Source organism: Desnuesiella massiliensis (assembly GCF_001403615.1).
GTDB classification, from domain to species: domain Bacteria; phylum Bacillota; class Clostridia; order Clostridiales; family Clostridiaceae; genus Desnuesiella; species Desnuesiella massiliensis.
In genome coordinates, this window is sequence record NZ_LN879457.1 from 543,064 (window position 1) to 561,414 (window position 18,351).

General features: G+C 31.5%; 22 protein-coding genes and 1 riboswitch. Of the genes, 11 read left to right on the forward strand and 11 right to left on the reverse strand.

All coding sequences use genetic code 11. From position 1 onward, the window contains the following. Nucleotides 1–5: 5 nt before the first annotated feature. Nucleotides 6–722 (reverse strand): Crp/Fnr family transcriptional regulator, encoded by a 717-nt coding sequence (locus BN2665_RS20500; RefSeq protein WP_055668974.1) that lies wholly within the window; start codon nt 720–722, stop codon nt 6–8. 126 nt (nt 723–848) lie between these two features. Between BN2665_RS20500 and ric the strand changes: the two genes are divergently transcribed. Continuing rightward, the gene (ric, locus tag BN2665_RS20505) at nt 849–1,544 is read left to right on the forward strand and encodes an iron-sulfur cluster repair di-iron protein (protein ID WP_055668975.1); all 696 of its coding nucleotides are present in this window, start codon (nt 849–851) and stop codon (nt 1,542–1,544) included. An 18-nt stretch (nt 1,545–1,562) separates the two neighbouring features. After that, on the forward strand, nt 1,563–2,750 hold the full coding sequence (locus BN2665_RS20510) for an anaerobic nitric oxide reductase flavorubredoxin (protein WP_055668976.1): 1,188 nt from the start codon (nt 1,563–1,565) through the stop codon (nt 2,748–2,750). Nucleotides 2,751–2,885: 135 nt separating this feature from the next. Here BN2665_RS20510 and BN2665_RS20515 read toward each other — a convergent pair whose 3' ends face one another. Further along, nucleotides 2,886–3,374, reverse strand: a complete 489-nt coding sequence (locus BN2665_RS20515; protein ID WP_055668977.1) for a C-GCAxxG-C-C family protein — start codon at nt 3,372–3,374, stop codon at nt 2,886–2,888. 205 nt (nt 3,375–3,579) lie between these two features. On the opposite strand from BN2665_RS20515, the gene BN2665_RS20520 reads away from it, so the two are divergent. Further along, nucleotides 3,580–4,530 (forward strand): TDT family transporter, encoded by a 951-nt coding sequence (locus tag BN2665_RS20520; protein ID WP_055668978.1) that lies wholly within the window; start codon nt 3,580–3,582, stop codon nt 4,528–4,530. Then, nucleotides 4,530–4,703: a DUF362 domain-containing protein gene (locus tag BN2665_RS26460; RefSeq protein WP_074042375.1), complete on the forward strand. Its 174-nt coding sequence runs from the start codon at nt 4,530–4,532 to the stop codon at nt 4,701–4,703. Before BN2665_RS20520 ends, BN2665_RS26460 begins: the two co-directional genes overlap by 1 nt. A 77-nt stretch (nt 4,704–4,780) precedes the next feature. Here the strand turns inward: BN2665_RS26460 and BN2665_RS20525 are convergent, their stop codons facing one another. From BN2665_RS20525 to BN2665_RS20535, 3 genes are read right to left on the reverse strand one after another with little or no spacing between them, the layout of a single operon-like run. Continuing rightward, nucleotides 4,781–5,533, reverse strand: coding sequence for an energy-coupling factor ABC transporter ATP-binding protein (locus BN2665_RS20525; protein WP_055668979.1), 753 nt, complete (start codon nt 5,531–5,533; stop codon nt 4,781–4,783). Continuing rightward, nucleotides 5,530–6,342 carry a cobalt ECF transporter T component CbiQ gene (cbiQ, locus tag BN2665_RS20530; protein ID WP_055668980.1) on the reverse strand — a complete coding sequence of 271 codons (813 nt, stop codon included), beginning with the start codon at nt 6,340–6,342 and terminating at the stop codon, nt 5,530–5,532. The genes BN2665_RS20525 and cbiQ overlap by 4 nt, the downstream gene beginning before the upstream one ends. A 51-nt stretch (nt 6,343–6,393) precedes the next feature. After that, nucleotides 6,394–7,452, reverse strand: a complete 1,059-nt coding sequence (locus BN2665_RS20535) for an energy-coupling factor ABC transporter permease (RefSeq protein WP_055668981.1) — start codon at nt 7,450–7,452, stop codon at nt 6,394–6,396. 272 nt (nt 7,453–7,724) lie between these two features. Here BN2665_RS20535 and BN2665_RS20540 point away from each other — a divergent pair, with 272 nt between their 5' ends. Continuing rightward, complete coding sequence (locus BN2665_RS20540; RefSeq protein ID WP_055668982.1) at nt 7,725–7,937, forward strand: iron dependent repressor, metal binding and dimerization domain protein; 213 nt, start codon at nt 7,725–7,727, stop codon at nt 7,935–7,937. 72 nt (nt 7,938–8,009) lie between these two features. Here the strand turns inward: BN2665_RS20540 and BN2665_RS20545 are convergent, their stop codons facing one another. Together BN2665_RS20545 and BN2665_RS20550 are read right to left on the reverse strand one after the other, a co-directional pair. Then, nucleotides 8,010–8,420 (reverse strand): DUF3842 family protein, encoded by a 411-nt coding sequence (locus BN2665_RS20545; protein ID WP_055668983.1) that lies wholly within the window; start codon nt 8,418–8,420, stop codon nt 8,010–8,012. A gap of 15 nt (nt 8,421–8,435) precedes the next feature. Then, complete coding sequence (locus BN2665_RS20550) at nt 8,436–8,765, reverse strand: hypothetical protein (protein ID WP_055668984.1); 330 nt, start codon at nt 8,763–8,765, stop codon at nt 8,436–8,438. Nucleotides 8,766–9,032: 267 nt separating this feature from the next. Between BN2665_RS20550 and BN2665_RS20555 the strand changes: the two genes are divergently transcribed. The 4 genes from BN2665_RS20555 (at nt 9,033) to BN2665_RS20570 (ending at nt 13,666) form a co-directional block, all read left to right on the forward strand. Beyond that, nucleotides 9,033–9,857 (forward strand): aldo/keto reductase, encoded by an 825-nt coding sequence (locus BN2665_RS20555; protein ID WP_055668985.1) that lies wholly within the window; start codon nt 9,033–9,035, stop codon nt 9,855–9,857. A 226-nt stretch (nt 9,858–10,083) separates the two neighbouring features. Then, nucleotides 10,084–10,593, forward strand: a complete 510-nt coding sequence (locus tag BN2665_RS20560; RefSeq protein ID WP_055668986.1) for a GNAT family N-acetyltransferase — start codon at nt 10,084–10,086, stop codon at nt 10,591–10,593. A 17-nt stretch (nt 10,594–10,610) separates the two neighbouring features. Then, nucleotides 10,611–11,369, forward strand: coding sequence for a DUF2087 domain-containing protein (locus BN2665_RS20565; protein ID WP_055668987.1), 759 nt, complete (start codon nt 10,611–10,613; stop codon nt 11,367–11,369). A gap of 227 nt (nt 11,370–11,596) precedes the next feature. Continuing rightward, the gene (locus BN2665_RS20570) at nt 11,597–13,666 is read left to right on the forward strand and encodes a putative bifunctional diguanylate cyclase/phosphodiesterase (protein ID WP_055668988.1); all 2,070 of its coding nucleotides are present in this window, start codon (nt 11,597–11,599) and stop codon (nt 13,664–13,666) included. 74 nt (nt 13,667–13,740) lie between these two features. On the opposite strand, the gene BN2665_RS20575 is transcribed toward BN2665_RS20570, so the two are convergent. Then, nucleotides 13,741–14,520, reverse strand: a complete 780-nt coding sequence (locus BN2665_RS20575) for a cell wall hydrolase (protein ID WP_055668989.1) — start codon at nt 14,518–14,520, stop codon at nt 13,741–13,743. Then, a riboswitch (cyclic di-AMP (ydaO/yuaA leader) is annotated at nt 14,518–14,644 on the reverse strand. (Overlaps the previous gene by 3 nt.) 182 nt (nt 14,645–14,826) lie before the next feature. On the opposite strand from BN2665_RS20575, the gene BN2665_RS20580 reads away from it, so the two are divergent. Continuing rightward, nucleotides 14,827–15,615, forward strand: coding sequence for a VIT1/CCC1 transporter family protein (locus BN2665_RS20580; protein WP_055668990.1), 789 nt, complete (start codon nt 14,827–14,829; stop codon nt 15,613–15,615). A gap of 75 nt (nt 15,616–15,690) precedes the next feature. Here BN2665_RS20580 and BN2665_RS20585 read toward each other — a convergent pair whose 3' ends face one another. After that, nucleotides 15,691–15,960 (reverse strand): ATP cone domain-containing protein, encoded by a 270-nt coding sequence (locus tag BN2665_RS20585; RefSeq protein ID WP_055668991.1) that lies wholly within the window; start codon nt 15,958–15,960, stop codon nt 15,691–15,693. A gap of 76 nt (nt 15,961–16,036) precedes the next feature. Further along, a complete protein-coding gene (locus BN2665_RS20590; RefSeq protein WP_055668992.1) occupies nt 16,037–16,894 on the reverse strand; it encodes a YitT family protein in 858 nt (285 codons plus the stop codon). A gap of 216 nt (nt 16,895–17,110) precedes the next feature. On the opposite strand from BN2665_RS20590, the gene BN2665_RS20595 reads away from it, so the two are divergent. Further along, nucleotides 17,111–17,836 (forward strand): class I SAM-dependent methyltransferase, encoded by a 726-nt coding sequence (locus BN2665_RS20595; protein WP_055668993.1) that lies wholly within the window; start codon nt 17,111–17,113, stop codon nt 17,834–17,836. 130 nt (nt 17,837–17,966) lie between these two features. Here BN2665_RS20595 and BN2665_RS20600 read toward each other — a convergent pair whose 3' ends face one another. After that, nucleotides 17,967–18,320 carry a DUF3795 domain-containing protein gene (locus BN2665_RS20600; protein ID WP_055668994.1) on the reverse strand — a complete coding sequence of 118 codons (354 nt, stop codon included), beginning with the start codon at nt 18,318–18,320 and terminating at the stop codon, nt 17,967–17,969. Nucleotides 18,321–18,351: the final 31 nt, after the last annotated feature.

Consider the following 18,351-nt stretch of genomic DNA (forward strand, 5'->3'; position numbering starts at 1 on the left):
TAAAACTAAATAAGATTTCTTATATATTCCATGTCCTTTATGATGATCTTCTTATTTCCCACCAGTTCAATAATATCTTCCTGCTCAAAGGAAGACAGCTTTCTGCTTATAGTTTCTCTGGTAACCCCTATATAATTAGCCATATCCTCTCGACTTAGGGGAAAGGAGATTTCCATACCCTTTTCTGTTTTTACTCCAAATTTCTCTGAGAAGTTTAATAATAAGGTGGCTAATCTGCTATCCATGTCTTTAGTAGTAATGGTTTGAACTAAATTTTCTAGATTTAAAATTCTATCGTGCATATATTCTAATATATTTATACTAATTTCAGAGTTCTCTTTTAGAATTCTATCAAAATCATTCTTATGAAGCATACACATATAGGTATCCTGAAGAGCGGAAGCGCTATGGCTATATTTGCTTCTTTTTAATAGACTCAAGTCTCCAAAGAAATCCCCTTCCTTTAATACATAAAGTATTTGCTCTTTTCCATCTTTGGTATAGGTAAAGGCCTTTATACTTCCATGGTTTATTATAAAGAGCTTATCTGACATTTCACCTTCATTGAATATAATTTCTCCTTTTTTAAAAACCTTCCTAGTTATTAAACTTGTAACCTTAGAAAGCTGAGCTTCAGTTAAAGAAGAAAATATAGAAACCTTTTTGGCACAATATCTTGTGCCGCAGGAAGGACAGTTGTTTTCGAATATAACTTTTTTCATACAAGAACCTCCTTCATATAAATAATATTATATCCTAATAAATATTTGATTTGAATCACATACTTAATATATTAAAAAATATAAAATAAAGACAAATAAAACATTTAAATTTGGAGGTTAGAGTTTATGAATAAAAGATTTGTTGAGACTCAAAGCATTGGTGAAATAGTGGCTAAGTTCCCAGGAGCCAGTAATGTATTTTTAAAATATAATATTGATTTTTGCTGTGGAGGTAATAGACCTTTAATTCAAGCTATAGAAGAACAAAAGCTTGATAAAGTAGAAGTATTAGAAGTATTAAATAATAAATATGAGGAAATACTATCCAATAGCATAGAACAAAAGGAGTGGACAAAAGAATCTTGGAGTGGTTTAATAGATTATATAGTAAATACCCATCATTTGTATTTAAGGGAAGAATTACCTAAAATCAATGATTTGCTTTTAAAGGTATTAAGAGCTCATGGAGAAAACCATGGGAAACTGTTATCTGAGGTCCATAAACTATTTAGCAGCTTAAAGACAGAACTTGAGCAGCATTTAATTAAGGAAGAAACTATAATATTTCCTATTATTAAAGAATACGAAAAATCTAAAGATGAGGTATTAAGAGAAAAAGCCTTAAGAGTAATTGAAGAGCTTGAAGGTGAACATGAAGGGGCAGGGGATATATTAAAAACTCTTAGAAGGATTACAGAAGATTATAAGTTACCAGAGGATGGGTGCAGGACCTTTGCGTTGACTTACCAAAAGCTTGATGAACTTGAGAGGGATTTATTCCAGCACATTCATTTAGAAAATAATATACTATTTAAATTATAAGAAAAGGATGTGGATTATATGTCATTTAAAATCAATGATAGAGTTACTTGGGTAGGAAAAACAGATTGGGAATTAAGAAATTTTCATGGAGAGGAATATTCTACTCATAAGGGTTCATCCTATAATTCTTATTTAATAAGAGATGAAAAGATAGTATTGATTGATACAGTATGGAAGCCTTTTGCAAAGGAATTTGTAGCTAACTTAAAAAAAGAGATAGATTTAAATAAAATAGATTATATTATTGCTAATCATGCAGAAGTAGATCATAGTGGAGCTCTTCCGGAATTAATGAAGGAGATTCCTAACGTACCTATATACTGTACTAAAAATGGAGTTAAATCCTTAAAAGGACATTATCATGAGGATTGGAACTTCGTTGAAGTAAAAACTGGAGATATCTTAGATATTGGCAAAAACAAATTAGTGTTTATAGAGGCTAGAATGCTTCATTGGCCAGATAGCATGTTTACTTATATGACAGGAGATAATATACTATTTAGCAATGATGCTTTTGGTCAGCACTATGCTTCAGAATTTATGTATAATGACTTGGTGGATCAAGATGAGCTATATAAGGAAGCAATAAAGTACTATGCTAATATATTGACACCTTTTAGTCCATTAGTCATAAAGAAAATTGAAGAGGTGGTTAAATTAAATGTACCTTTGGATATGATATGCACAAGCCATGGTATAATATGGAGAGATAATCCACTTCAAATAGTAAATAAATATATGGAATGGGCTAATAAATATAAAGAAAATCAAGTGACCTTAGTTTATGATACCATGTGGGATGCTACAAGAATCATGGCTGAGTCCATAGCTCAAGGTATTAAAAATGTGGATCCAAGCGTTAATGTTAAGTTATATAACTCCGCTAAAACAGATAAAAATGATATAATTACAGAAGTATTCAAATCAAAGGCTATATTAGTAGGATCCTCCACCATAAATAAAGGTATATTGTCTTCAGTAGCTTCTATATTAGAAATGATTAAAGGACTTGAATTTAAGGAGAAAAAAGCTGCAGCCTTTGGAAGCTATGGTTGGAGTGGAGAGTCAGTGAAGATTATAAATGAAGAACTAAACAAGGCGGGATTCCAAGTGATAGGAAACGGATTGAAGGAACTTTGGATACCTGATGAGGAAGGAATTAAAAGAGCTATAGAATTTGGAGAGGACTTAGCAAGAAATATATAGGTTGAATTATAATAGTTAGTATAGAAGCAAGCTAACAGCCTTCTGTAAAGAAGGTAAGGGCTTGCCTCTTTTATTTTTGCCTTTTTGCTAATTATTCTTAATCCTATTTATGTGGAAGTTTCAGATTTTATGCTATTATTTCACTTCAATTTGCCCATCTTCTATAAGCTCATTAGCGATCCATCTTGCAACTTTTCCAGTGATTGTAATGCAGTGATTCTTTCTCTCTGGGCTCTTGAAGTTGTCACCAGCCCATTCTCTTGTGATTACTCTACAGCAAGTTGATTTATATTCATTTTTAATATAGTCATGTAGTCCCTTAGCTTTTTCAAACATCTTTTCCTGCATAGGTTCACCTTGAACTCTTCCGTATACCATACCTAAAGCCATTTGTCCACCGGAAACTGCACCGCATAAACATCCAGCTTTACCCATTCCTATAGGGAAGCTGCTTGCCATTTTAACTACGCTTTCATCATAGGGCTTACCTAATAATTCGTTGATTGTTTGCACTACTGATTCGCTGCAAAAAAATGTACCGCTTCTGAAAAGTTCTTCTGCATTAGCTTGAACCTTATCAAGAACTTCTCCCTTTGTAAAATCTTTTGTATTCACTAAATTCATTATGTACTCCCCCACCCTTAAAATAATGTAAACTTATACAATCACTATTATAGTTTATATAATTTAAAGTTACCAATAGACAAATCTTATAGTTAAGAGCATATGTATCGGAAAAATCGATAAATCAAAGTCTATTATCTATGTTATACTATTAGCGGAGTTTGGGAAATCTTCGAAAAATTTTAAATATAAGGGGGAGGCGCTAATGAATCAAATTCTAAAAAAATATCCAGTTCCAATAGTGGGACTTATGTTAGGGTTGGCAGCTGCAGGAAATCTTGTACAATCCTATGGAGAAGTATATCGCAATATCTTTGGAATAATATCAGCTATATTACTTGTTTTAATGATTGCAAAGACCATAAAGTATCCTAAGGGGGTAGCAGAAAGTTTAGATAATCCTGTAGTGGCCAGTGTGTTTCCAACACTTTCTATGGCGATAATGTTATTATCAACTTATATCAAGCCATATACTCCACAATTAGCCTATGCCATGTGGATTGCAGGAATTTCTATACATATTATATTAATTTTATGGTTTACTAAGAAATTTGTATTAAGTTTCAGGATCAAGCAAGTATTTCCATCCTGGTTTATTGTTTATGTTGGTATAGCTGTAGCTAGTGTAACAGGACCTGCTTTTACAATGATAAACGTAGGACAAGTAGCTTTTTGGTTTGGATTTATAACTTATTTAATACTTTTACCAATAGTTATTTATAGAGTTACAAAAGTTAAGGAAATGCCAGAGCTAACATTGCCAACTCTTGCTATATTCGCAGCGCCAGCAAGTTTATTATTAGCAGGATATATGAATTCCTTTAAAACAAAAAATATGGCAGTAGTTTGGTTTCTAATGGCTTTATCAATCATCATGTATGTAGTAGTTATTATAATGATGTTTAAGCTTTTGAGATTAAAATTCTATCCAAGCTATTCGGCCTTTACATTTCCACTTATAATAAGTGGTATTGCAATGAAGTTAACAAATGGATTCTTAAATAAATCTGGACAAGGCATAGCTTCATTACAATACTTAATAAAATTTCAAGAGGCAGTAGGGGTTATCATAGTATTATATGTATTAATTAGGTATATTCAATTTCTTTTACCTGAAAAGACTGTTGCATCAGACTTAAAAAGGGGGATAAATTAATGGCTTATACAATTACTGATAAATGTCTAACCTGTGGTATGTGTATATTTGAATGTCCTGTGGATGCTATATCACCAGAAGTTCATAAATATATAATTGATCCAGATAAATGTATGGATTGTGGTTCCTGTGTAGGTGCCTGTATACCAGAAGCTATTCATTCAGGTGAATAGAGGATAATTTTTATTGAATAAAACTAAACCCGCATAAGTAGGCTTAATAAACAACCTATTTATGCGGGTTTGTTTTTTTATTTAGTACCACATATAGGACAGTCCTGTAGAATAAGGGGCTTCTCTAGACTACATTGCTCTAATAATTCTCCATCTCTAAGGATTTTTGAAGAAGGACCGTCACAGACCACCACTCCTTCTTTTAATATTATGGTTCTTTCGCAAAGCTCTAGTACCATATCCATATCATGGGTAGCGATGATTTTTGTATGATTAAAACCCTTAAGCAGGTTTATCAGTCTTCGCCTAGCCTTAGGGTCTAGGGCTGCAGTAGGTTCATCCATAATAAGCACCTCTGGTTCCATGGCCAAAACTGTAGCAATGGTTACAGCACGTTTTTCACCACCAGAAAGTTTATAGGGGGCCCTGTCTTTTAGGTGTAAGACTCCTACGGTTTCCAGAGCATTAATCACTCTTTTGTTAACCTCTGATTCATCTAATCCGTAATTTCTAGGTCCAAAGGCTACATCATCATAAACTTTTGTCATAAAAAGCTGATGGTCAGAATCTTGAAAGGTAAAGCCTAGCTTTTGACGTATAAGAGGAAGGGTTTTTGAATTTACAGGGGTTTCACCTATGTGAATTTCTCCTTTTGTAGGCATGAGAATACCTACAAGCAGCATCAAAAGCGATGACTTTCCCGCTCCGTTTGCTCCCACAATTCCTACAGACTCCCCAGAATGAATAGTAAAGTTTAATCCATTTATGGCCTTTTTTCCGTCCGCATAGCTATAGTATATATCATTAAAATCAATTATGGCATGGTTCATTTTATCACTCCTGCAATTACTGCACCTAATAGGGCAGGTAAGTTATAATATTTTGAAAGAATAAAAAATATTGACCAAGCTAATAAATATATATAATCCCTACTAGAGAGTTCATTGTTAAAGCCAGTGTTATACTCACCATTAAATCCTCTTAATATCATAGCTTGATAAACTCTCTGAGCTCTATCAAAGGTGCGTATTAGCAATTGACCGGCCAGGGAACCCCATACCTTAAAGTTAATGCCCTTTTGACCAGGTGCTCTAAGAGTATAAGCGTTATAGATTGTAGCAACTTCTTCCATTAGCACTAGAATATAGCGATAGGTTATAAGTAATTGCAGTACAAAGATTTTAGGTACTTTAAGCATTCTAAGAGAGAGAGCAATATTTTCCATACCAGTAGTAGCTAGTAGCAGCAGCGCACTAGCTATGGTTAGCATAGATTTTAATATAAGAGAAATAAAAGAAATCCATCCACTAGATATTGGCACATTAAATATAACTAGAGCTATGGTTTTATCTAATATTGGATTGAATATACCTATTCCAATAACAAAAAAGGAAGCTATCAGCATTCTATCTAATATTACCTTTAGTGGAATTTCTCCTATAATAAAAATAATCATAGGATAAAATATAAAAGGTAAAAGCCTTTCTATTTCATATTTATCAAAAGAAATGATAGCTATGATATAGACCATAGTAGCTAACAATTTGCTCAATGGATGTATATTATGTATCCAAGTTTTTTTATCTGAAAGGTCATCTAATAAGCGTATCTTATAAATTGAATCAGAAATATTTGCCATATATATCAAATCCTATAAGTAAAATTTGCAGTTTTGCCCTCTGCCACCAAATTATATAGCGGTATCCCTAGCTTTTTTCTTCTTTTTAAAATTATTTATGGTAAAGCCTGTTAAGGCAACTAATGCCAAAGTCATAGTTCCACCTACAATACCTGATACACTGGTGCCACTGTTTACTGAAGGCCAGGATTCAGCCTTTTCTTCACTATTTTCTTCAGAAGCTTTAGAGGCTTTAAAACTATAATCAGGTAAAAAGGCAAATTTGTTTTGTATATCCGAAAATGTTTTATATATTCCGCTAGAAGGAGCTTCTAGCTCTTCCTGCCCTGAGGCTTTATGCATGGACCACTCTAGGCCATCAGGGTGAGAGGAAGCAAACCAAGAGATGACTCCACCAGTTATTATAGCACCAATAGCAAGAGTTGTAAGCACTTTTTTTAGAGATAAATTTCTTAGACTTTTACCACTAGCAGCTCCTTCAATTATTTCAGGACGAACCTTCCATACATAAGTTACCACAGCAGCGGTAACAAGGCCTTCTACTAAGCCTATAGCTAAATGTATTGGCTGCATAAGTGTTAGGAAAGTAGTAAAAGGTAGTTCTGTTTTGCCAGATAGCAAGGTTTGAAGTACCACGCTAAAAGCTCCTAGTTGAAGGCCTATAATTGAGGATAATAAGGAACCAGCAAAAATCCCCTTTTGAGTATAGCCTTTTTTTGTGAATTTTTTAAAGATTAAAGGATAGGCTAAAAAGCAAGTATAAAAGCCTAGATTAAATACATTGCATCCAAAAGCTAAAAGCCCACCATCTGCAAAGAACAGGGCTTGGATAAGAAGTATGGAGGCCATGGTAAGAAAGCCTGCATAAGGACCAAGCAAAATTGCAAGGAGCATACCTCCCCCTAAATGGCCGCTAGAGCCAGTACCAGGTATGGAAAAGTTAATCATTTGAGAGGCGAAAACAAAGGCTCCCATAACTCCCATAAGAGGTATTTTCTTTTCATCTAAATCCTTTTCTACTTTCTTAATTGAGTAAGAAGCAATACCAGCGGAGGTAGCCCACATAGCGCCACCCACTGCCGTTGAAATTAAGGCATCAGCCATATGCATAGTTAACAACTCCTTTTTATTATAAATTAATGTCCTTTTGCCAATTTGAGCTAGGACATTTATTTTCTAAAAAATAAAAAGGTAGAGCAAACTTGCCCTACCTTCGTGGTAACGACTTATTATGATATTTAAAGGTATTATTGTTAAGCTTAAAAGGATCTTCGTAATCCAAGCATAAGTATACTATAAAAATGGAAATAAATCAAAAGTAATTAAATTTAGTTTTACTGCATATATTTATTATAATAATAGTTAATGAAGGATGGGGGTTAATGAAGCCTGAGGAGTTATTAGTGAAAAGACACAATATTATAGAAAACTTTTTAAAGCTAATTAGTATACATAATGATGTGTTAGAAGAAACTGAGAAATTTGAAAGCACTATAAATGATGAAACCTTAGAGGCGATTACAGACTTGTTAAGCTTTTTTCATGAGTTTCCAGATATAAAGGAAAGATTCTTTTTATATAGAACAAAAAAATAGAGAATATACTTAACAATTAAAATGACCTTCCGTTAAATCAGGTTAGTTATACTAAGCCTAATTAGCTGAAGGTCATTTTTTAATTTCGTTTATTACTTCTTCAATAGCTTGCTTTATTTCAATATTTGTGGAACCAGGAATGAAGATTCCATGCTTTCTTAAGGGGATTATATATTTATTGCAAGTGAGGTTAAATACAGCTCTAGCTATTTTTTCTGTAATTTCACCATTAATGCCTCCGCTGCATAGCACGCCTATGGGACCTATGATACCATCAATACAATTTTCCTTTAGAAAAGTGCAAATGGAATCCTCCCCAGTAAAACCTAAATCAGCGCCTGCCTTTTTCATATTAATAGTAGCTGTTTCATTAGTACCAAGAGCTACTAATTCTGTTTTATTTAGTACAGAATCTTTTCTTATCCTTTTTACTATACTTTGTCCAATTCCGGCACCTTGACCGTCTATTACAGCAATAGTCATTGTAAACGACACCTCTTAAAGATTTTTAATTCCTTTTAATATTAAAGCTATTCTTAACTGAGTTTTTAAATCGTTGTCAATAGTTTTATTATTCTTAACTATAAAGTAGGCCTTAGTTAAGTTATCCCAGTTATTGTTTTTATTAGGTATTTTTTTTATAGCGTTTAAGGTATTTATAAAATCTGCTACGCCTCTGTTGGTTAGATTGTCCTGTAAATTTCTTATGGTCTCATTTATTATTTTATGATGATTTCCACTTATAATATAAATTTTATAAAAAAGTATAGAAAATAGTGAAGATATTATTGCAAAAGAAGGTAGAGCAATCCTTATAGCAAATTTCATTTTATCACCGCCTTTGTAAGTTAGATACATTTTAATGTACCCATAATAGTATTTTATAGTATTTTTATATAATATGTAATAGAGTATTAAAAAAATTAAATATATTTTAATAATTTCCATTCATACATATTTAAAAATTCTTTAGATTTTTATTTGACTTTGTTATACTAATAAAAACTATAAAATAATAAAAAAGTATGGATATCTAAAATAACTTTATAAAGTACAACAAATTTAAAATAGTAATAATCAAAGGGAGGAAGTAAAATGAAAAATATAAAGGAGTGCTCAATATTAAGTAATGGAGTAAAGATGCCTTGGTTAGGTTTTGGTACCTTTAAAGTTCCAGAGGGAAAAGTGGTAGAAGAGGCAGTAAAGGAAGCTTTAAGGCTAGGCTATAGACATATTGATACTGCAGCTATATATAAGAATGAGGAAGGTGTTGGTCAGGCTATAAAAGATAGTAGAGTTCCAAGAGAAGAAATATTTCTTGTAAGTAAGGTTTGGAACACTGATCAAGGATATGAAAGTACATTAAAGGCTTTTGAAACTTCTTTGAAAAAGCTTCAAACAGATTATTTAGATTTATATTTAATCCATTGGCCTAAAGCTCTTAATAAGGAAACCTGGAAAGCTCTTGAAGAGCTTTATAAAGAAGGAAGAGTAAAAGCTATCGGAGTAAGTAATTTTAAGCTTCATAACCTAGAGGAATTGTTAGAAGATGCTGAGATTATTCCTATGGTAAATCAAGTAGAATTTCATCCTCAATTTCCGCAGACAGAAATTATGGAGATATGTAAAAAGCATAATATTCAACTAGAGGCTTGGGGACCATTAATGCAAGGAAAAATATTTGAAATTCCTTTAATGAGAGAGTTAGCGGAAAAATATAATAAAACTATATCTCAAATAGCTCTAAGATGGGATCTGCAAATGGGAGTAGTAACTATACCAAAATCAATCACTCCTGAAAGAATTAAAGAAAATATGAATATATTTGATTTTGAAATATCTAAAGAGGATATGGATAGAATAGCGCAATTAAATATAGGAGAAAGAGTTGGACCTGATCCAGATCATATAACATTTTAAAATTCTAAGAAAATGGCTTGCTTTATAGTAAGCTATTTTTTTATTTATGAGTATATATCGAGATAGGCGTGAGGTAAACAAAAATATAAAGTGTTTGAAAATAGATAGATAATTGATTCTAAGGTTGGAAATATATCTTGACTATTGCTTTTTAAAATGTTAATATTTATTCAAACAATTTATTTGAATGTTTAAACATTGATAGATAATATGATGAGGTGTTTGTATGGAGCTAAATTGCAAAGACTATGAAATTAGATTCATTAGTAAAGAAGATGAAGAATTAGGGGATAAATTTTTTCTATGCTGCAGTGATTTCTTTCAGCTAACAGAAAATCGTACGCCACAAAAGGGAGATTTCATATTTAATTTAGAAGAACTACCACCCGATAAAAGCAAGGAAGATAAATATGTATTTGGAGTTTTTCATAATTCCGAAATTATTGCAATTGTAGATATGGTAAGAGACTTTCCAGAAGAGAAGGGGTGGATTATAGGACTCTTTTTGATTCATCCAGCTTATAGAGGAAAAGGTTTTGGAAAGGAACTCCACGAAGCTGTGAAGCTATGGGCGAAAAAAATGGGTGGAGAGAAGCTTTGGATAGGTGTAGTTGAAGATAATATGAAAGGCTATGGGTTTTGGAGACATATAGGTTATGAAGAAGTAAAAAGAACTGGACCTAAGCTTTTAGATAAAAAGGAAAATATAATTATAGTTATGAATTATGAAATATAAGAAGGGAGAAGATGTTTATGGATATATCCGAAATATTTTGGAGTGCTGATGTGAAGGATATAATAAGAGGGTATGTTTACGATGGAGAAAAATATACCTGCTTGATATGTGGGAAAGCTTTTGAAAAAGGCATTATTTATAAGGAAGAGGAAACTTATTATGAGGCTGAAAAATATACGAAAGTACATTTAAAGAAACAACACGGATCTATGTTTAACTATTTAATCAATATGAATAAAAAGTTTACAGGACTTTCAGAGGTGCAAAAGGAAGTGCTTATGCTCTTCGAAGAAGGACTAAGCGATAAAGAAATATCAGAGAAGACGGGCACTACCTCTTCCACTATAAGAAATCATAGATTCAAATTAAAAGAGAGAGAGAAACAATCTAAAATATTTTTAGCATTAATGGAGCTCCTTAAAGATAATTCCTTTAAGGAAAAGGAGGAAAAAGAGATGTTATTAGATATGCATAAAACGGCTACTACAGTAGATGATAGATATAATATTACAGAAGAAGAGAAAATTAAAACTATAGAAGCACATTTTGATGACAGTGGAAAGCTTAGAAACTTTCCTGCTAAGGAGAAGAAGAAAATAATTACGCTGCAGCATATATTGAAGAATTTTACATTAGGAAGAAAATACACTGAAAAAGAGTTGAATATTATATTGAAAAGGATATTTGATGATTATGTAACTCTAAGAAGAGCATTGATTGAATATGGTTTTATGGATAGGAATAAGGATTGCTCCTACTATTGGATAAAAGAATAAAGTGACAAAAGTGAAGAACTCTTAAATATAAGGGTTCTTTGCTTTTGTAACATTTTATTCATTTGGTATTTTTAATATGGATTTCCATTAAATTTCTACAAAATTCACTACAAAACTTGATTATTTTTAATTAATTTCATAGTAAAGTCCTATTTAGTGTTTTATAATTATATATACGATAAAATAGTTCATTTTATAATAATTATATAAAAAAGCGAAGTGATATTATGAATGATGAAAAAATGAAAATTATAAATAAATTTAAAAATAAGAATTTAAAAGAAAAGCTTCAGCAAAATCATGTGGATTTACTGGTTAGCAGTGAAGTAAAACCTAGAGATATTTCAAGAAAAATAGCTCTAATATACATAATATTATCAGGTCTATGGATTACATTTTCCGATAAACTCATAGCCATGATATTTACAGATGTACATATAGTTACTAAGGTATCCACCTTTAAGGGATGGATGTTTGTGGCAGTAACTGCTGCTTTATTATATTTTTTAATAATGAGGGATTTGGAAAGAATAAAATATTGGGGTAATGAAATTGTAGCTATTTATGAAGAATTAGAGGTAGCTTATGAAGAATTAGCGGCTACAGAAGAGGAAATGAGAGTTAACTATAAAGAGCTGCAAAAGAGCGAAGAGAGATATAGATTAGCCATAGAAGGAGCTAAAGATGCTATTTGGGAATGGAATATTGAAAAAGAAGAATTTTTTATAACTGATAAGTTCTATCAAGCCTTGGGATACAAACCTAGTGGTAAAAAATTAAAAGAATTAATAGAAGAAGTGGTTCACCAAGACGATAAGGATAGAGTATTCGAAGATATGTGGGAATATCTTCGAGGAAATAAGGAATTTTATGAAAGTGAATTTAGGACAAAGAGCATAACTGGTGAATACATATGGATTTATAATAAAGGTAAAGCTTTAAGGGATAGTGAAGGTAATGTTAAAATAGTGTCTGGGTCCTTAACTGATATAACTCACAGAAAAAAGTATGAAGAAGATATGATGCACATGGCCTATTATGATTTATTAACAGACCTTCCTAATAGAAGCTTTTTAATGGAAAGATTAAAGGAAGTATTAGAAAAAGGAGATTCTAAAGGTGCTTTAATATTTCTAGATTTAGATGATTTTAAAAAGATAAATGATACTTTAGGCCATAATTATGGAGATGAACTTTTAAAGGTAATAGCTAGAAAACTAAAAGAAGTTTTAGATGAAAGGGCTATATTAGCTAGAATGTCTGGGGATGAATTTATAATATTAGTTAGTGAAACTGTGGATAAATTTTCATTAAATAATTTAGGTGAAAAAATAGTCAGCGTATTTAAAAATCCTACGGAAATAGGACAAACTCATGTATATACTACAGCTAGTCTTGGAATAACCTTTTTTCCACAAGATGGGGAAGAGGCTAATAAGCTTCTAAAAAATTGTGATGCTGCCATGTATTATGCAAAGAGCAAAGGAAAAAATAATTTTGCTTTTTTCAATAAGAAAATGACTGATGAGATAACTAGACGAATAGAAATAGAAAAAGAATTAAGAAATGCCATAAAAGAAAAAGAATTTCAGATAGTTTATCAGCCACAAGTAGATTTAAAAAGCGAAAAAATCAAGTATTTAGAGGCACTAATTAGGTGGAATAGTAAAAAGTTTGGAATGGTTTCACCTGGTGAATTTATTCCTATAGCCGAAGAAACAGGTCTAATAGTGGAAATAGGAGAATGGATAATAAAAGAAGTTTGCAACCAAAATAAACTTTGGATTGAAAAAGGCTTCCATTATGAAGGTGTTTCGATCAATGTTTCAGCGGTTCAGCTTGAAAATGCACATTTCTTGAGAAATATAGAACATATAGTAAATGAAGTTGGAGTTGATGCAAGCTTTATAGAATTAGAAATTACTGAAAATGTTCTTTTAAATGATGTAGATAGTAAAATTGTATTATTTGAAGAATTAAAAGCTTTAGGGTTTAAAATAGCTTTGGATGATTTTGGAACAGGCTATTCCTCTTTAAATTATCTTAAAATACTGCCTATAAATACATTGAAAATAGATAAGTGCTTTACAGATAATGTCTGCCATAATAATATCGATAGATATATAATAGAGAGCACTGTGAATTTAGCTCATAATATGGATATTTCTGTGGTTATTGAAGGGGTAGAGCAGGAGGCTCAGGTTAATATATTGAGAGATTTAAATAGCGATATAATTCAAGGCTACTACTATTATAAGCCTATGGATATAAATGAAATAGAGAGTGTTTTCCTTTAAGAAATAAAAAAACTGCTAGCAAAATTTTGCCGGCAGTTTTTTTCATGTAGCAAGCGAAACGCCCCACTTCCACATTATCTATATGTGAATACCATTCTATCTATTCTTGCAGCTATGGGTTTTGACCATAACCATTGATTTGTAGTACTGTCATCAAAATAATATAGAGCTCCTTTAGTAGGGTCAACTCCATTTAATGCGTCAAGTGCTGCAGCTTTTGAACTTTCAGAAGCTGGTTTGTTAATCATACCATTTAGTACTGGAGTAAATTGATAGTAGCCACCGCTTACTTCATAAATTACATCCTTTATAGTATTAGGATATAAATTAGATTTAACTCTGTTTAAAACTACTGCGGCTACGGCAACTTTAGCATTGTAAGGTTGATTTTCTGCCTCAGAGGTCACTAATCTTGCCATTAAATCTACGTCGCTTTGACTGTAGTAAACTCCGGCTTTAGATAAAGTCAGTCCGTTATTTGTTGTAGTACTATTACTTTTTATTGGTAACAGAAGTTTTTGTCCAGGATATATAAGAGTATCCCATTTATTATTTGCCCTTCTCAAAGTATCTAAAGCTATACCATTATTTCTAGCTATTAGAAATAAGCTATCTCCTGATTTTACTGTGTAAATATTAGCAGGCACGTCAATGGCTTGGCCTGGGTAAATTGCACTTGAAGCTAGATTATTTCTGCTTATTAATGCATTGGAGTTTGTATTAAAAACTTGTCCAATCTTAAATAAGGAGTCACCAGATTTCACATTATAGGTTGCTGCTTTTGCAGAGAAGCCTCCCATAATGGTTAAACCTAGGGCTAAAAGTAATGTTTTAGTTATATTATTTTTTTTCATTTGTTCCTCCCTTGCCTCCGAGGTTAGTTGACGGGTTAGGGTAAGAGGTACCCTTCTTTAATGATTCACCCCTAAAAATAGATTCCCCCGTACCTCTCAATAGAGGATTCGGCATTTTTTATTTGTTTGATTGTTATTGTAACAGAGCTTGTACTTAAAATCTATATGGAATAAAAGGGCATAGAGGAAGATATTATATAGAGATAAAATAATTAAAGAGTTCTTAATAAATAAAAGGCAATTATATGATAAAATATATTTGATAATATTTATTATTATTTATTGATATGAGAAAGGAGAGATTACATGTTAACTAGAAATTTGGACAAAGCCAGAGAAGCTTTTAAGAAAAAAGATATACATGAGACAAGATTAGCTCATTCAAATAAAAGAGCTTATGAAAAACATAATCAAGAGCAGGGAAAATATATAAAAAGCTTGATTTATGGAGGTCTAGATGGAATAATAACTACTTTTGCAGCCGTTGCAGGGGTAGCAGGGGCATCCTTATCAGCAGGAGTGGTATTAGTTATGGGGTTTGCCAATCTCATAGCAGACGGATTATCTATGTCCATAGGCGACTATTTAAGTACAAAGGCAGAAATAGAATATAAAGCCAAGGAAAGAGAACGGGAGACTTGGGAAGTAGAACATTACCCAGAAGGGGAAAAGCAAGAATTAATAGAGCTTTATGTTAATAAAGGTATAGAAAAAGAAGATGCTAGTACTATTGCAAATATAATATCTAAGAATAAGAAGGCTTGGATAGATATAATGATGGTAGAGGAATTAGGAATTATAGAGGAAAAAGAATCGCCTATAAAAAATGCTTTAGTAACCTTTGTATCCTTTATATTTTTTGGCATAATACCAATATTAGCTTATGTTTTTTCTATGTTTATTCCAGCCTTAACAGGAATATCTTTTATAACTGCTTGTTTATTAACAGCCCTAACTTTATTTATACTAGGAGCATTAAAAGTAAAAATAACTGGTGAAAATTGGATTTTATCTGGATTTGAAATGCTATTAGTAGGAGGGATTGCCGCAACCAGTGCATATTTTGTGGGAGTACTTTTAGGCAAGGTAATTTAATGCACAATGAACTGTAAATTCAAAAAAGCGACTTTCGTCGCTTTTTTCTTAATATGCATATTATTCTTATAAATTTTAATCTTGAATAGAGTGATTAATATATTCTTTTAAGATAGATTTAAAGTTATTACTTTTTAGCACTTCAATAGTAACAGCAAAAACCTCATAGGACGAAGTATTGTCATTTCTTAGCGCTTTAATTTTAGTAAATATCTCTTTTGCTAGCAAATTAGCGTCGGCTTCATTTAGAGGAGTCTTTGCATCTAGTGATGCGTTTATAATGCCGGTTTTTAGTTTTTCCATATCAAACTCTTCTGATTTTTTATTTTTCTTAATAATTAGCATTTTGATTCCCCTCCCCATTTTTATAAATTTTGTATGTATGTTAATTATAAAATGTCTTACAAAATATTAAAGAGATTTATATATTTTTAAAGCCCTTGCCAGTTACATCTGATACATCTATCACTGATATGAAGGCCATAGGGTCTATTTCTTTTACATTTCTTTTTAACTCTACAAGCTGTCCAAGAGATACTATAGAATATAGCATTTTCTTTGTCTTTTGAGTATAACAGCCTTCAGCATTTAGGGCAGTTACTCCTCTATGAAGGCTATTCATTATATAGCTAGTAATTTCTGTTTCTTGATCTGTTATTATAAGCAGCAGCTGCTTTCTATTTAGACCTTTTATAACCTTATCTAATACAAAACTTTGTATATACATAGATAAAAGGGTATACAGGGCTTTTGGTAATCCAAAAACAAGAGCTCCTATGGTAACTACCACAAGATTCATCATAAAGCCTAGGTTTCCTATATTAAAATTAGAATACTTTTGCCTTATTATCATAGTGATAATGTCTGTACCGCCAGTAGAGCCATTTCTTGAAAAGACTATACCAAAGCCAATACCACATATAACTCCACCATAAATGCAATATAGCAAAATATCATTAATTTCTAGAAGCTTAGCTACATTTGAAGTAAGTATCAAACAGGTTGAAAGTGATAGTGTTCCAAAAGCAGAGTAGAGGGTAAATTTTCTATCAAGCTTTAAATAACTTAATATAAATAAAGGTATGTTAATTAGAAGTATTGTATATCCAGCTTTGAAGGAAGTGGTGTACTGAACTATTAGGGCAACCCCTGTAACTCCGCCACTTAATAATTTTGCATGAATTAAAAACATGTTTATACCTATAGAGCCTATTAAACAACCTATAAATATTAATATAAGATCCTTTATAAAATACATTTTCTGTGTTTTGCTTTCCATAAAATAACTCCTTTTTCTAAGAAAATTATGTAAAATATATGAGTGTGATTATTAGCTATCTTTTGAATATATATATGTAAATTATAACATAGATATGGTTACTTTACATTATATTATGCATCGAAAAAGCATAACATATGTTACAGTATTTATATGTCCATTAGGGTATAATATAGCTTAGAAAGAGTGAAAAATATTTAAATTGTAGGTGATAGTATGAATTTTTATAATGTGTTAAGCAAATATTATGATGTTATCTTTACTAAAGATGAAAATACGGTTAATTTTTTAAAAGAAGATCTTCAGATAAATTCAAATGTATTAGATGTGGCTTGTGGTACTGGGACTTACTCTATAGCTTTAGGAGAACAAGGGAATAAAGTTCAAGGTATGGATTTAGATGAAGAAATGATTAATAAAGCTATAGTAAAAAATCACAATAACAATGCTAGCTTTATAGTAGGGGATATGTTAAAACTAGAAAATATATATGAAGCTCATAGCTTTCACAAAGTATTTTGTATAGGAAATTCTTTAGTGCATTTAAAAACTAAAGAAGAAATAGAAAAGGCTATAGAGCAGATGTATAAGGTTTTAAAGAAAGAAGGAACTTTAGTTATACAAATTATTAATTATGATAGAATACTAAACAAAAATATAAAAGCGTTACCTACTATCCTACGAGAAGAAGAAGGAGTAGAGTTTGTTAGGAAATATGAATTAAATGGAGAAGGAAAAATAGTATTTTTAGGACAGATAAACATAGAAGAGGATGGAAATAGTTATGAAAATGGAGTAGAACTAATTCCATTGCAGAGTGAAGAAATAAATCAAATGCTATTAAAAATTGGATTCAAAAATATAAAGTTTTATGGAAGCTTTAAAAAAGAAGTATATAATAAAGAGGAGTCCTATGCTTTAGTGCTAAGGGCTGAGAAGTGATATTGTAAAAAATCAATATAAAAAATATGCAAACAACTTTCCTAGAGCCTTAAACTAAGAAAGTTGTTTGCAGATGTAAATTTTAATAGTTTATTATGGTAATATGCGGGGTTAGGGGGCTTTTTAATAATTACTGATTATTTTTTAAAGACGCTCTAATTAATTCCAAATTAGCCTTAGCTTCAGGAATGTTTTTTATGAAAGAACCTAATTTTTCACAGGCAAAATCGCTGCAATTAGCACAGCTATTAAGTTCTTTTTCAGCACCACAGCTTCTTATTTTGCATATACCGCAGTACTTTGATAATCTTGCATTATTAGTGCAACCATCACAGATTACATCATCAGCATTGACCACATCGCCAAATTCCTTTGACCAAACCTCTGCCACCTTAACCCTATCCTCATAGCTATTATTTTGAGTGGCTAGATAAGCTGAACATTGAGAACAGTTTATTCCACATAGACCTATCATTGAACTCATAATTTCCACCTCCCAATATTTATTATAGGTA

What these genes read in the sequence shown, in the direction of transcription:
- BN2665_RS20600 (WP_055668994.1), bottom strand. Translation starts at nt 18,320, where the DNA reads ATGAGTTCAATGATAGGTCTATGTGGAATAAACTGTTCTCAATGTTCA.
- BN2665_RS20575 (WP_055668989.1), bottom strand. Translation starts at nt 14,520, where the DNA reads ATGAAAAAAAATAATATAACTAAAACATTACTTTTAGCCCTAGGTTTA.
- BN2665_RS20555 (WP_055668985.1), top strand. Translation starts at nt 9,033, where the DNA reads ATGAAAAATATAAAGGAGTGCTCAATATTAAGTAATGGAGTAAAGATG.
- BN2665_RS20570 (WP_055668988.1), top strand. Translation starts at nt 11,597, where the DNA reads ATGAATGATGAAAAAATGAAAATTATAAATAAATTTAAAAATAAGAAT.
- BN2665_RS26460 (WP_074042375.1), top strand. Translation starts at nt 4,530, where the DNA reads ATGGCTTATACAATTACTGATAAATGTCTAACCTGTGGTATGTGTATA.
- BN2665_RS20520 (WP_055668978.1), top strand. Translation starts at nt 3,580, where the DNA reads ATGAATCAAATTCTAAAAAAATATCCAGTTCCAATAGTGGGACTTATG.
- BN2665_RS20595 (WP_055668993.1), top strand. Translation starts at nt 17,111, where the DNA reads ATGAATTTTTATAATGTGTTAAGCAAATATTATGATGTTATCTTTACT.
- BN2665_RS20515 (WP_055668977.1), bottom strand. Translation starts at nt 3,374, where the DNA reads ATGAATTTAGTGAATACAAAAGATTTTACAAAGGGAGAAGTTCTTGAT.
- BN2665_RS20540 (WP_055668982.1), top strand. Translation starts at nt 7,725, where the DNA reads ATGAAGCCTGAGGAGTTATTAGTGAAAAGACACAATATTATAGAAAAC.
- ric (WP_055668975.1), top strand. Translation starts at nt 849, where the DNA reads ATGAATAAAAGATTTGTTGAGACTCAAAGCATTGGTGAAATAGTGGCT.
- BN2665_RS20560 (WP_055668986.1), top strand. Translation starts at nt 10,084, where the DNA reads ATGGAGCTAAATTGCAAAGACTATGAAATTAGATTCATTAGTAAAGAA.
- BN2665_RS20510 (WP_055668976.1), top strand. Translation starts at nt 1,563, where the DNA reads ATGTCATTTAAAATCAATGATAGAGTTACTTGGGTAGGAAAAACAGAT.
- BN2665_RS20525 (WP_055668979.1), bottom strand. Translation starts at nt 5,533, where the DNA reads ATGAACCATGCCATAATTGATTTTAATGATATATACTATAGCTATGCG.
- BN2665_RS20550 (WP_055668984.1), bottom strand. Translation starts at nt 8,765, where the DNA reads ATGAAATTTGCTATAAGGATTGCTCTACCTTCTTTTGCAATAATATCT.
- BN2665_RS20500 (WP_055668974.1), bottom strand. Translation starts at nt 722, where the DNA reads ATGAAAAAAGTTATATTCGAAAACAACTGTCCTTCCTGCGGCACAAGA.
- BN2665_RS20590 (WP_055668992.1), bottom strand. Translation starts at nt 16,894, where the DNA reads ATGGAAAGCAAAACACAGAAAATGTATTTTATAAAGGATCTTATATTA.
- BN2665_RS20580 (WP_055668990.1), top strand. Translation starts at nt 14,827, where the DNA reads ATGTTAACTAGAAATTTGGACAAAGCCAGAGAAGCTTTTAAGAAAAAA.
- BN2665_RS20535 (WP_055668981.1), bottom strand. Translation starts at nt 7,452, where the DNA reads ATGCATATGGCTGATGCCTTAATTTCAACGGCAGTGGGTGGCGCTATG.
- BN2665_RS20585 (WP_055668991.1), bottom strand. Translation starts at nt 15,960, where the DNA reads ATGCTAATTATTAAGAAAAATAAAAAATCAGAAGAGTTTGATATGGAA.
- BN2665_RS20565 (WP_055668987.1), top strand. Translation starts at nt 10,611, where the DNA reads ATGGATATATCCGAAATATTTTGGAGTGCTGATGTGAAGGATATAATA.
- BN2665_RS20545 (WP_055668983.1), bottom strand. Translation starts at nt 8,420, where the DNA reads ATGACTATTGCTGTAATAGACGGTCAAGGTGCCGGAATTGGACAAAGT.
- cbiQ (WP_055668980.1), bottom strand. Translation starts at nt 6,342, where the DNA reads ATGGCAAATATTTCTGATTCAATTTATAAGATACGCTTATTAGATGAC.